The 12129-nt window shown below is 55.0% G+C and carries 12 protein-coding genes; 11 read left to right on the top strand and 1 reads right to left on the bottom strand.

Annotated features, from left to right (window positions below; all coding sequences use genetic code 11):
• Positions 1–130: 130 nt before the first annotated feature.
• Positions 131–796 (bottom strand): hypothetical protein, encoded by a 666-nt coding sequence (locus KF784_03180; protein MBX3118041.1) that lies wholly within the window; start codon positions 794–796, stop codon positions 131–133.
• A gap of 139 nt (positions 797–935) precedes the next feature.
• On the opposite strand from KF784_03180, the gene KF784_03175 reads away from it, so the two are divergent.
• The 11 genes from KF784_03175 (at position 936) to KF784_03125 (ending at position 12127) form a co-directional block, all read left to right on the top strand.
• A complete protein-coding gene (locus KF784_03175) occupies positions 936–1697 on the top strand; it encodes an ABC transporter ATP-binding protein (protein MBX3118040.1) in 762 nt (253 codons plus the stop codon).
• Complete coding sequence (locus tag KF784_03170) at positions 1669–3348, top strand: hypothetical protein (protein ID MBX3118039.1); 1680 nt, start codon at positions 1669–1671, stop codon at positions 3346–3348. The genes KF784_03175 and KF784_03170 overlap by 29 nt, the downstream gene beginning before the upstream one ends.
• Before the next feature lie 104 nt (positions 3349–3452).
• Positions 3453–4592 carry a hypothetical protein gene (locus KF784_03165; GenBank protein MBX3118038.1) on the top strand — a complete coding sequence of 380 codons (1140 nt, stop codon included), beginning with the start codon at positions 3453–3455 and terminating at the stop codon, positions 4590–4592.
• Positions 4593–4602: 10 nt separating this feature from the next.
• Complete coding sequence (locus KF784_03160) at positions 4603–5352, top strand: hypothetical protein (GenBank protein MBX3118037.1); 750 nt, start codon at positions 4603–4605, stop codon at positions 5350–5352.
• Positions 5352–6173, top strand: a complete 822-nt coding sequence (locus tag KF784_03155) for a hypothetical protein (protein MBX3118036.1) — start codon at positions 5352–5354, stop codon at positions 6171–6173. The genes KF784_03160 and KF784_03155 overlap by 1 nt, the downstream gene beginning before the upstream one ends.
• Positions 6174–6186: 13 nt before the next feature.
• Positions 6187–6798 (top strand): hypothetical protein, encoded by a 612-nt coding sequence (locus tag KF784_03150; protein MBX3118035.1) that lies wholly within the window; start codon positions 6187–6189, stop codon positions 6796–6798.
• Between the two features lie 8 nt (positions 6799–6806).
• The gene (locus tag KF784_03145) at positions 6807–7466 is read left to right on the top strand and encodes a hypothetical protein (GenBank protein MBX3118034.1); all 660 of its coding nucleotides are present in this window, start codon (positions 6807–6809) and stop codon (positions 7464–7466) included.
• Complete coding sequence (locus KF784_03140) at positions 7467–8597, top strand: rod shape-determining protein RodA (GenBank protein MBX3118033.1); 1131 nt, start codon at positions 7467–7469, stop codon at positions 8595–8597.
• Positions 8598–8777: 180 nt separating this feature from the next.
• Positions 8778–9380, top strand: coding sequence for a hypothetical protein (locus KF784_03135; GenBank protein MBX3118032.1), 603 nt, complete (start codon positions 8778–8780; stop codon positions 9378–9380).
• Between the two features lie 63 nt (positions 9381–9443).
• Positions 9444–11627 (top strand): DNA translocase FtsK 4TM domain-containing protein, encoded by a 2184-nt coding sequence (locus tag KF784_03130; protein MBX3118031.1) that lies wholly within the window; start codon positions 9444–9446, stop codon positions 11625–11627.
• Entirely contained in the window at positions 11624–12127 is a 504-nt protein-coding gene (locus KF784_03125) for a hypothetical protein (GenBank protein MBX3118030.1), read from the top strand. Before KF784_03130 ends, KF784_03125 begins: the two co-directional genes overlap by 4 nt.
• The last annotated feature ends 2 nt before the right edge of the window (positions 12128–12129 follow it).

Genomic DNA, 12129 nt, shown 5'->3' with positions numbered 1-12129 from the left:
CACCATGTGTGGACGTTCGCTTATTGCTTAAAGAATATCGAGGGGTTCTGGGAGTGGCGTGTTGCGGTGGCTTTGCGAGCGCGGTTAACTCTGGTGGCTGAGTCAACCGCGCGTCTATTCTGCGAGTGGCTTATTTGGAGATTTTGAATTCGGGACCAGTTAGCTCATCCCACTTTTTCTTTTGTTCGGGGGTCATCAGCTTTTTGATGTCGTCGAGCGCTTTGATGCGCAACTGATCCAGCTTTTTCTCGTCTTCGGGGCCGAGGATGACACGGAAGCCGCCGTCGACTTGCTCGTGCTGAGCGTTTTCGTTGATGGCGCGCATTCCTTGGTTGTAGGTCTCCATGATGGAGTCGAGCTTCTTCTTTTGATCGGCTGAGAAGTCCATCGCCTTTGCGATGTTTTCACGGGAGAATGCGCGGACCGCGCTGATTTGAAGTTCGATCTGATCGAATCTCTTGAGCTGATCGGGCGTGAGGATGGCGGATAGCTTTTTTCTTAGCTCGACGTCGAGCCGAGTGATCAGATCGTTGACTGCTTTTTGGGCTTCCTCTTGGCTCGACACTCCGCCAGAGAAGATGGACTGAATCTCCTCGTGGACGTCTTCTTGATGTGTCTTGAGGGCGGCGGCGATCTTGGTTTGCTGTCCGGGTTCAAGGGCAAGGTCACTGGCGACGTCTTTGCGTGTGAGGGCTTGATAGTTCACGGCGTTGCCACCGATGGTCAATTGAATCTGGGCTTGGCAAGCGGTGACGGCCAAAACGGTGGCGAGGGTGATGAATAGCTTCTTTAGCATTCGCGTGTTCTCCTACGAAAGTTTACGTATCATGCGTTCATACACTTGATTTTGTTGTGGAAGTTCCCGGTTTTGGTCACCCTGTGCCAAGGCCGTGCCGGTTCGATGCCGCGTAAGGTACAACCTTGGCGAGGCATCAATGCTTGAAGTGACCGGGCTCGTCAAAGAGTACAAGAATCTGCGAGCCGTCGACGACCTAACTTTCACCATTCAGCCAGGGGAGATTGTGGGTCTGCTCGGGCCGAATGGAGCGGGCAAGACCACCGCGCTTCGCTGCATTGCGGGGATTCTCCGCCCGAATGCCGGGGCCATCCGCATCAATGGTTACGATCTTGAGCAGGATCAGGCGAAGGCCAAACAGGCGCTGGCGTTTGTTCCGGAGATGCCTTCTCTGTATGAATTGCTCACGGTTGAGGAGCATCTGCGGTTTGTGGCGATGTGCTTCAATTCGCTGGACAAGTTTGAGCAGAACGGAGATATGCTGCTTGAGCGATACGTCCTGCTTGAGAAGAAAAAGGAGCTTGTTGCCACGCTTTCCAAGGGGATGCGTCAGAAGCTGGCGATTGCCTGTGCGTTCATTCGCGACGCGAGTGTTTTACTTTTTGACGAGCCGATTATCGGGATTGACCCGGCGGGTGTTGCCGAGGTGAAGGCGGAGTTGAATCGGGCGCGAGCAGCGGGCTGTTCGATCTTGGTTTCGACGCACTTGCTGGATACGGCAGAGCGCTTTTGCGACCGTGTGATTATCGTGTCGCGGGGCAGGATGCTGGTTCAGGGGACTCTGGAAGAGTTACGGCGCACGCCAGGCATGGAGAAGATGTCGCTCGAAGATATTTTCCTCAAACTCACGATGGAAGGAGTGCCGGCATCGCATGAAGCCCCTGCTGTTTTTGAGCTATAAGTCGTTCCTGAATGGGCTTATTCGGGCTTTCAGTTCGCCGAGGCGGATCATCGGCGCCTTGTTTTTCTTAAGTTATTACTTCTTCTGGTTTATCCGTCCGACGATGGGTCGCCCCATGCCAAGTTCCCTTGGGGGCAGGATTAATGGAGTCCTGGAGTTTCCTCCGCTTCAGATCATTGACGCGCTGGTTTTTGGCATCTTTGCGCTGCTGACGATGTTTTTGATGATGGGCACAGCAACGCAGACCAAGGGGTTTCAGGCAGCGGATGTCGATATTCTGTTTCCGACGCCTATCCACCCGCGAATCGTCTTGGTGTTTCGGATGGCGCGGGATTACTTCTTGACGCTGTTTCTGCCTTTTCTCATTCTGCTCTTGGGCTTTCAGCCGGTGCGGATGGGTTGGGAAGCGCTCTTTCGGAATATGCCAAATCCGGAGTATTCGGGGATGGCGATTCGGCTTATCTTTTTGAGTTGGATTTTGCTTTCGATGGTGTGGATCTCGATCAACTACGCGCTGAGTCTTGCGATCAATCGGAGCGATACGCAGAGCGATAGGAACCGAAAGATTTTGGGTTGGAGTGTTGGCATCCTTGTTGTGGTGGCTTTTGCTCACATCGGATGGGAGGTTCGGCAGAGTCAGTCCTCGCAAGAGTTGCTGTCGATTGCGGGTTCGCCTGTGTTGAGGACGATCTTCTTCACAGCGAGTCTGGCGACAAGGATGACGATGGCGGCTTTTCAGGCGAACATTTGGAACGGTTTGGCGGGCTTTGGAGGGCTTCTCACCCTGATTGTGGTGGCTTTCGGCTACGCGTTCCAAAACGCTGGATGGATGTATGACCAAGCGGCGGTTCGAGGCTTTAAGTCGAACACGATGCGCGACCTGCAGAGGAAGGGTGACTCCTTTGCAATGCTTGCCGAACATGCACGTTCGGGCAAGGTGAAGGCGGGGCGGGCTCGCTGGATGTTTCGCCTGCGCTGGCAAGGGGCGATGGCTATCGTCTGGAAGGAGATCATTCTTCAGGTTCGAGGCTTGCTAGGGTTGTGGATCGGCATGGGCCTGCTTGGCCTGTTTATCTGTCTGCTGCCGGTTTTCTTGCCAAGCCAGGAGATGGCGCAGGCGATCTTCTACTTTGTGATGCAGGCTTCGGCGGCGTTTATGGCGACCACGGCTTTGGCGCAGACTGGGTTTATCGAAGTTCTTCGACGTGTCGATCTCCAAAAGCCTTTGCCCTTCAAGCCTCAGGCGACGGTGGCTTATGAGGTGCTTTCTAAGGCGTTGTTGGGCTCGCTGGTTTGTCTGCTCTCGGGAGTGGTGGCGCTGATTATTCAGCCAAGTTTTTGGTCGGCGGTATTGGGTGGCTTGCTGCTGATGCCCTGCTTTACCTATCTTCTCAGCTCGACGATGTTCTTGGTGATCATGCTGTTTCCAGATGTGGACGATGCGAGCCAGCGTCAGTTTCGGGGGATGATGATGATGATCGGGACGGGGATTCTGTCGTTGCCGGGAGTTGTCGTTTTCGGCGGCCTGTGGGCATTGGGAGTTCCGATTTGGATTGCGGGGGCTGTAGCGGGGGGCGCTTGCGTTGGGATAGGCCTTCTTGCATCCTGGGTTGCGGGTGGCTTGTACGCGAGCTTCAACCCAAGCGAATAGGCAGTGGGCGGTAAAATCTACGCGCCCATTGCGAGGTTGTGGCGTCGCCCGAACTTATCGACGGTTTGCGTTGTTGAGTCCGGCAAGGAGCAATCATCCATTCCATGAAAGGAAAAAAGAAGATAAGACCGGCAACGAAGATCGCCATTGGATTTGTCGTTATCGTCGTCGCCCTGTTCTTTGGTTATCGCAGCTACAACGTCTGGCGCGTATCGGGTCTGTCCTTTGAGCCGATTGCGCCCGCGCGGGTGAACCTGGTTGGAGTCGACACGGGTGTGGGCTACCACATCGTGGTGGCGAACAACATGGCGCAGCTTGTGCGTGGGGCAAACCCCGGCATGAAGCACGACACGGATTACAACGCGGAAAGCTCTGCTCAAGATGCGGAAAAAAAGCGCGTTCCGATGCGTGAGCTGTTGGAGTCGCTGCAGGGCAACGAAAAGTCGCTGAGCCGCTTTGTGATGGTGATGAACGACCTCAACGAAGGTGAGTTGCCACCGCAGCCCGCGATTTGGAAAGCCGAGGACATTCGCAAAGCCCTCGATGGGGACGCTGAGCTGATCGCCAAGCTGCAGCATGACCTTAACGTTAAGCTCGATGGAACTCCCATGGACACGATGACCGTGAAGGCGGTTGAAGAGGGGATCGTGATCGATGCACCGGTTGTGGTGAACGTTCAGGTTGGCAACACCAAGAAGGCGATTACGGCCCGCATCCTCCAATCGTACACGCCCACGTTTATTCAGAACGTTCAGCGAAGGTATCAGGGCAAGAACTACACGGTTGACCAGATCGTCGGCTACTACAGCGCGATGGCAAAGGACATCCTTGAGGCAAGGACACCCAAGGAGAACGTTCGAGGGTCGCTTGAGGCGAACATCTCGGAGGCGAGATCGAAGGCGCTTGCCGAGAGGCCAGAGCTTATTCTGTCGAGTGCAAACGTCATCATCAATGAAAAGTTGATCAGCGATGCACGGATGACAGAACGCAAACTTTCGGATGGCAGAACGGTCTATGACATTGACCTGGACCTGACAGAAGAGGGTCGGATGCGGCTGTGGCAATATTCGCTGAACCGCGTTGGGGCACAATTATTGTTTATATGGGACGGGAACGCTATCGCCGCGCCTGCCGTACAGCACGAGTTGTCACAAACAACTGTGACCGTGAAAGGTGTGGGAGACTATAGACTGGCGAAGGCGACTGTCGATACTTTGAAGAATTTAGAAAAAGGTGGAAGCTAAGTTGATGCGAATGCGATATGTAAAAGAACTCGCCCTTGGGGCGCTGACCCTCTCCGTTTTGAGCGGGTGTGGAAGCGGAAGCACCGGTTATGTTCCTCAGCAGGCTAAGGAGCCGCCGAAAGCTACCGTGGAGGCGGGCAAGGAAACGAACCTCTATCCGATGACGGAGGGGAATCAGTGGACTTACAGCGTCGAGCAGCGCGCTCAGAATGCGCAGGGACAGCAGCTCAACGGCGACTTTGAGATTACTTTCAAGGTCGTAAAGGTTGAAGAGACACCCAATGGAAAGGTGGGGACTGTCGAACTGTCGAAGGACGGCAACGTCACCGATCGCCAGAAGTGGCTCGTCAACGATAAGGGGATGTATCAACTCTCGGCGAGCACGAGCACAAAAGAGGGGGTTTTGACGGAAGTAATGTTCAGCCCCATGCAGACTTCCATCAAGTTCCCGGTTAAGGTGGGAGAGAAGTATAAGTGGGAAGGGACGGCGACCACGATGCTCAACGAGGTTGGCAAAGTGACGGCGGAGTCTGAAGTGCTTGAAACTCAGATCGTGGACACCGATCAGGGCAAGCGATTCTCGACAATTCCCATCGTTACGTCGGGCACTTTCGCTGGAAAGAACAGCAAAGGTACTTATGGAGCGACCAGCTGGTACTCGCCAAACGTCGGACTTGTCCGCTATCGTCAGGAAGTTCTTGCCGCGAATCAGATCGCAGGAGTGCTAACCTTCCGTTTGAAAGCGTATGTAGTGAAGTGATGGCTGTGAAAAAGTATTGGATTTTGGCTGCTCTGGGCGCACTGGCTCTGGGCGGCTGTCAAGCAAGCAACGACTCTCTGTATCCGGTGGCAAAGAAGGGCGACGATGTGCCGGTCGTCTCCAAGCCTGCCGCCGTCGTTGAGAAGATCGAGCCGGTGTTGACGCTTTCGGGCGAACTCGCAAAGATCCCACCTGCGCTTCAATCGGACGCGATGTACTACTACAGCCTGACTTACGACAGGCCGTTGACGGTCAAGTACACGACGAGCATTGTGCGTGGCAAGGGCAGTGAACCCGAGTTGAAAGAGGGTGAGGGGACCATCGCGGTTCGGCTTCTTGCGATTGAGGAGAACGAGGTTCGGTTTGCGGTTGATCGCAGCAGCGCGCTGGCAGCTTTGCTCGGCACGGGCGAAGAGCTTGTCCTGAACAAGAACGGCGTGCTGACCTCGACGTTCAACGGCAAAAAGCTTGAGAAGCCGGTTGTGGAGATGCCCGCGAGTCTGGCCGCAGGATCGACGTGGGATACGGGTCTGACCGCCGACATGGACGCGCAAGGGACTATTACGGTCAAGATGAAGAATCGTGTGGTCGGCAATGAGAAAGTGAGCACGCCGATGGGCGAGTTTGATGCTTTGAAGGTTGAATCGGAGGGAACTGCGTCGAGAAAAGAGAAAGAATCGGGCAAAGTTGTGACGAGTTCGACCAAGCTAACGCAATGGATGGTCAAGGGAGTCGGTATTGTCAAACTCACTTTGACATCAAAAGATTCGGACGGAAACGAACAGGTGACGAACTTAGAGCTTGCAAAACCGTCCAATTAAGGAGGTTCACCACATGATTGCATTGCTCGCCGCTAGTTTGACATTCGCACAGGCCGCCGTTGCGGATTACTTTCCGACCCAGCCAGGGACAAAGTGGACTTACGAAACCACGCTTGACAGCATGAAGCTGAAAGCCATCAGCGTGGATGAAGTCTTGCCGCACATTGAGATTGACGGCAAGTTGGCGATCCCGTTTACCACCAGCGACAATGCCGGTCCGCTTGAGAAGCGTTTTTATCGGATCGAGGGCGATACCGTGTATATTGTCGCCTACAACCAAAAAGAGCCTCTGGTGACCCCGCATCCGATTCTCAAGGTGGACACAAAGAAAGTCCAATGGGAGTTTTCGGGGGGGACAATCTATCGCGGCGATCTGATTCCGCTTACTATGAAAGGGCAATCCACGCCGAAAGGAAAGCGCAAGATCCTCGACGAACAGAGAGAGTGCATCGAATTGGTGTTGGAAGCGGAGATGGAAGTGATTCCTGGACGATTCCAGAGGGTCAAGCAGACCATGATTTATGCGAAAGGGCTGGGGTTGGTGGAGATGGAGACTCAAGATACTGTCGATAGAAACACAATTAAGTCCAAGATGAAACTTATTAAGTTTGAGGCTCCGAAGTAACAAGCACTGTGGGACGCAATTCGGCCAGACCCATCGGAATTATCGCCATCGTCGTGGCACTTGTTGTCGGCGGCGTATTTCTTGCGCCCAAACTGTTTGGCCCGCGAGCCCCGCAGGGTCCTCCGATTACGATTGAGATCGCGAAGGTCAGCCCGGCCCTACAGGATCGGCAGGATGCTCAACTCGTTCTTTCGGGTTTGGAGCTGCCCGTCACCCTGAATGTGGAGACCGAAGGCGAAATGGTGAAGATTCGGTCGGAGGCGTTTGGCGAGGCTTTGGAGACGGAGATTTACCGCGTCACGGGCAAGGAGATCGAGATGACCTCCGCCATTGGTGAAACTTACGATCCCCCGGTGTTGTTGCTTCAATCGGAGATGAACGAGGGCGACACTTGGCAGTGGGAAGGCAAGATCAGTTCTGGGGCGGCGCCTTATGAGGCTCGCGCTGAGTTGAATGTTTCGCTCGACAAGCTCAATATTCCAGGGGTTGATGACAACGCCGTTTATGTGCGGATGAACTTGTTTATTGACGGTGTGGGTCCGAAGCCAGCGAAGAGAGAGCTTGGCTTTTGGTTCGTGAATGGCAAAGGTTTGCTCAAGAGGGAATTCGGAGGCGCTTCTTCACGTATGCCGCAATCGCCGGATACGGGAGAAGTGGAGGGCCTTTAATTGCCCTCCAGCCCGGCAGTAGCCGGACGGACCGTCTCTGCCACTAAAAGCCGATGGTCGGGTTATGATCTTTGGCTGCTCGTCGCTTCCGGTCTGCTTATCCTGATCGGCTTGATGTCGCTTTTTTCGAAGGATCGGGCAGCGGGGACAAACTATTTCAGCAGTCAGGTCTTTCGTATTGGGCTTGGCCTTGTGCCATTTTTTGCACTCTTGCTGGTGCCTCCCAAGTGGCTCTCCCGGTATGCGAACAGCATTTACGTTGTGAACATCGTGCTGTTGGTGATGGTGCTTGCCATCGGCAAGGAGGGGTTAGGGGCGCAGCGCTGGATTCGGTTTGGTCCGATTGAACTGCAGCCGAGCGAGGTTGCAAAGCTTTTTGTCACGATTTCCCTGTCGGCGTATTATGCGGCTCGGGTCCACGCCGTCGACAAATTCTCGACGTTTCTGCTTTCTTTGCTGCATGTTTCGCTTCCGATGGCGCTGATCTTTATGCAGCCCCACCTAGGGGCCACGCTTGCTGTGATTACGATTTGGCTGGGGATCTCGCTTTGTGCGGGGGTGCCGGTGAAGTACATCGTGATTGTGATTGCGGCGATGGGCGCTCTGCTGACGACGGCGATCCTTGTGCCGGGGATTCTCAACGAGTATCAGCGCGGGCGTGTGTTTGCGATGTTCAACCCTGACGAAAAGGGGAACAAATATCAGCCGATGAAGGCTCGTGTGGCTATCGGCAGCGGTGGCGTTTTTGGCACAGGGTTTTTGAAGGGCGAGCATAAGGAGAAGGACTTTGTTCCGGAGCAACAGACCGACTATGTGCTGACGATTCCGGCAGAGGAGGGGGGGCTGTTTGGGGCGACACTGCTGCTTGCGACCTTCGGGTTCTTTTTCTATCGGGTCTGGCTGGTGATGTTTCACGCATCCGAGCCGTTTTTGCGGATGATGGCGGCGGGTGTCTTCTCGTTCTTGGCCTTTCACATGGCGGTCAATATGGGGATGGTGCTTGAACTGCTGCCGGTTGTGGGGCTTTGGCTGCCGTTTTTGAGCTATGGCGGGTCGGCGATGTGGCTTTGTATGTCCAGCGTGGCCCTCTTGTTAAACATTCGGCGACAGGAATCGGAAAAGTCTTTCTGAGCGCTGAGCTTGATTCACCCTCGTCTCAGTTCGCTACGCTCACTGTTCCTCCCCCTCAAGGGGGAGGCGCTTTAGGTGATCCGATTGCGTAGGGTCTTTCTGTCTGATTTGGTGGTGTGGAGAATATTCGACATCGGGAATTGGAAAAGTCGTTTTAGAATGGTCTGTGGGTGAAGACTCATGGAAGATGCGGTTGTAAACGAGCCTAGACGTCCTCGGTCGGTCAAGACTTGGATTTGGGTTGTGACCTTCTTTGTGGCGCTGTTTTCTTTTGCCGGATATCACATTGTGGGTACGGCAATGAAGGCTCCAGCGATCACTTTGGACGGGGGGAAGACCCGTACTTTTGAGTATCAATATGGCGGCTACACGGTCACAACCAGATCAGAAATCGTCCCCGATAATGACGTTCGGGGGGATATGGAGAAGGAGATGGCGCGGCTCGGCATCCCGCTTATGTCGGGTCTTGAGTGGCCCAAGCGTGAGGAGGTCTATGTTGTTCGCTGCCGCTACATAGATGGCGGCTGGAGGTATGACGCAGACTTTGAAACGGATATCCCGGTTTCGGATGTGCTCGCGTTTTACACGAAGGCATTGCCGGGCGGTATCTCGACTCCAGGGCCTATGGGTGACACCACGTGGAGATTTGCCGATGGAACGGAGCTTCGCATGTATGAGTCGGGTGTCATGGCTTCGGGCACCAGAAGGTACATCCGAATGGCGATAGAACGACCTTCGTACGCGCTGCCAAAGTCAAATCTGGCCTCTACGGCACGACCATAGAACCAACCCAAGCTATAATGAAAGTCCGCGCTATGGATGGCGTAGGGAAAATTCAGGATGAAGGTGAGCACACGTCCCGTGAACAAGGGCAAACGATCTTCCACGTCAACCCCTTCGCATAAGACGGGGGATATTGTTGGAATCGTATGCATCGCTCTCGCGCTGATTGCGGGAGTTTCGCTCGTTCTTTCCGATTCCGGCATCGTTGGCCAAGCACTGAGCAACTTTCTGCGTCTGCTTTTTGGGCAGGGCTCTTGGGTTGTTTGTGTTTGCCTATTCTTGCTGGGGGCTGGTTCGATCGCGGGCAAGCGACGCATTTCGATCAATCAGCTTGGGATGGGCCTGACGTTGGTTTTCTTGGCGATTCTCGGGGCGATTGCCCAGCCGTTGGGAAGCGACTTCTTCGATCCCTCGGTTGTGACGTCTTCGGGTGGATATGTCGGCGCGATTATGGGGTGGGCATCGTTCTCGCTGCTGGGCGCGGGCAAGCTGATCGGCTTGGTGGCTTTGGGGCTTATTGGGTTTGTCTTGGCGGCGAACACATCGATTCGGGCGATGCTGGAGACGGCTCATTCGAAGGCCAAATCGTTGGCACCTAAGCGCACGGCAACGGTTGCGAAGAAGGCCGTGACACGGGCGGTGGTACAGGAGCGAACCGTTGAGCGTTCGCGACCGCAAGCCGACGACGTTCAAGAGGAGCCAAGACGCAAGCCAACTCCGATTTTCCACGAGACCGAACAGCGCGAACTTGAATTTGCGGAGGTCGAACATGCGACTCCGAAGGAGGGCTACAAGCTTCCCCCTCTTACACTTCTGGCGAATCCTCCCGCACGGCAAAAGCGCACACCGCAGGAGATGCAGGAGAATATCGAGACGCTGGAATCGACCCTTGAAGAGTTTGGGATTGACGCCAACGTGGTTGAAGTCGCGACCGGCCCGACGTTGACGCGCTATGAGATTCAGCTTGGCCCGGGCATCAAGGTCAGCCGAATTGGGGCTCTCGGCGACAACATCGCGATGAATCTTTCGGCGGCCCAGGTTCGCGTGGAGGCTCCGATTCCGGGGAAGAACGCGGTTGGTGTGGAAGTGCCGAATGCGCACCGGTATGCCGTTTCTTTGCGTGAGCTTTGCGAGTCTCAGGAGTTTCGGGATCATCCTTCGCGGCTTTGCATCGCGTTGGGCCAGGACGTTGCCGGTCGGAACATGTACGCCGACCTTGCCAAGATGCCGCACATCTTGATTGGAGGCGCGACCAACTCAGGCAAGTCGATTGGGTTGGCAACGGTGATCATGTCCCTGCTCATGCGCAACACCCCCAAGGATGTCCGCTTTGTGATGATCGATCCGAAGCGGGTTGAGCTTTCGCTCTTTAACGACGTGCCGCACTTGATGTGTCCGGTGATCAAAGATGTGAAGGAGGCGGCTCCGGTCTTGCGGGCGCTTTGCCGAGAGATGGATCGTCGATACGACATCTTGAGCGAGGCGGGTGTGCGCAATATCGACGGCTGGAACGAGAAGGCGAGTTTCCAGGAGAAGATGTCTTACATCGTCGTGGTGATCGACGAGCTTGCCGACCTTATGATCGCGGCGCGGGCAGAAGTGGAGACGGCGATTGTGCGGTTGGCGCAGCTTGCACGGGCAGTTGGAATCCATTTAGTGATCGCTACACAAAGACCCTCGGTTGACGTTATTACGGGCTTAATTAAGGCCAATATCCCGTCGCGACTGGCGTTTGCTGTCTCGTCGCAGGTGGACTCACGGACGATCTTGGATGAGGGTGGCGCAGAGCGATTGATCGGCAGGGGCGACATGCTGTTCTCGCCGATCGATGCCAACAAACCCACCCGAATTCAGGGCTGCTACGTAACGGAGAAAGAGATTGAGGGCGTTGGGAAGTTCTGGAAAGAACAGGAGCGGCCTCAGTATCAGATCAACCCGGTCGAACTGGCTCGGCAAGAGGCTGATGCAGGCCGAGGCGAGCGCGGTGGCTCTGGCGATGATGAGATCGACGCCCTGTGGCGCGAATCGGTGCTTTGGGTTGTTGAGCGCGGGCAGGCTTCGACATCGATGCTGCAACGAAGGTTTTCGATTGGTTTTCAGCGGGCTTCCCGGTTGCTGGACATGATGGAGGAGCGGGGGATTGTGGGCCCGAGGGACGGGCCACGCCCGCGCGACGTATTGGTGAACATCATGGAAGCGGAAGAGATGGTCGGTGGGGGCTCGAATTACGACGGTGAGGGATCGTGAGCGAAGAGATTGTGACGACTCCCTTTGTGATGAGTCGTAAGTTTTTGTTGCGTCACAGTTTGCGGGCTTATCGAAGGTGGTTTATGGGCACTGTAACGCTAAGCTTGGCGCTGGTTGGGATTAGCCTGACGATGCCCAATGAATCTGCGAGCCGGGCCTTTACGGGGCTTCTCGCTATTTATGCGGCGGCTATCGGTTTGGCGCTGTGGCTTCGTCTGATGCTGACTTACGCAAGGCGGCCTGCGCCGTGGATGGACCAGTCGTTTACCTACACCATCACTCCTGCTTCGATCAATCAGCGCAGTGAAGACGGCAGCGTTAAGGGCAAGTTCAAGTTTGAAGCCATCTCTGCTTATGCTGTGACCGAAGATGCGGTCAACGTTTATCTGACACGGACGCAGTTTTTTGTGATCCCGATTGCATGCTTTCCTGCGGAACGGAGCCATGAAATCCTAGTGGAATGGCTCGATGCAAAAAGGGTTCGTCGAAAGAAGATTTGAAC

This window comes from Fimbriimonadaceae bacterium (genome assembly GCA_019638775.1).
Lineage (GTDB): Bacteria > Armatimonadota > Fimbriimonadia > Fimbriimonadales > Fimbriimonadaceae > JAHBTD01.
The sequence above is the reverse complement of the archived record's forward strand: the minus strand, read 5'-3'. Positions and strand labels throughout refer to the sequence as shown.

What these genes read in the sequence shown, in the direction of transcription:
- KF784_03135 (MBX3118032.1), top strand. Translation starts at nt 8,778, where the DNA reads ATGGAAGATGCGGTTGTAAACGAGCCTAGACGTCCTCGGTCGGTCAAG.
- KF784_03170 (MBX3118039.1), top strand. Translation starts at nt 1,669, where the DNA reads ATGAAGCCCCTGCTGTTTTTGAGCTATAAGTCGTTCCTGAATGGGCTT.
- KF784_03180 (MBX3118041.1), bottom strand. Translation starts at nt 796, where the DNA reads ATGCTAAAGAAGCTATTCATCACCCTCGCCACCGTTTTGGCCGTCACC.
- KF784_03175 (MBX3118040.1), top strand. Translation starts at nt 936, where the DNA reads ATGCTTGAAGTGACCGGGCTCGTCAAAGAGTACAAGAATCTGCGAGCC.
- KF784_03160 (MBX3118037.1), top strand. Translation starts at nt 4,603, where the DNA reads ATGCGATATGTAAAAGAACTCGCCCTTGGGGCGCTGACCCTCTCCGTT.
- KF784_03150 (MBX3118035.1), top strand. Translation starts at nt 6,187, where the DNA reads ATGATTGCATTGCTCGCCGCTAGTTTGACATTCGCACAGGCCGCCGTT.
- KF784_03165 (MBX3118038.1), top strand. Translation starts at nt 3,453, where the DNA reads ATGAAAGGAAAAAAGAAGATAAGACCGGCAACGAAGATCGCCATTGGA.
- KF784_03155 (MBX3118036.1), top strand. Translation starts at nt 5,352, where the DNA reads ATGGCTGTGAAAAAGTATTGGATTTTGGCTGCTCTGGGCGCACTGGCT.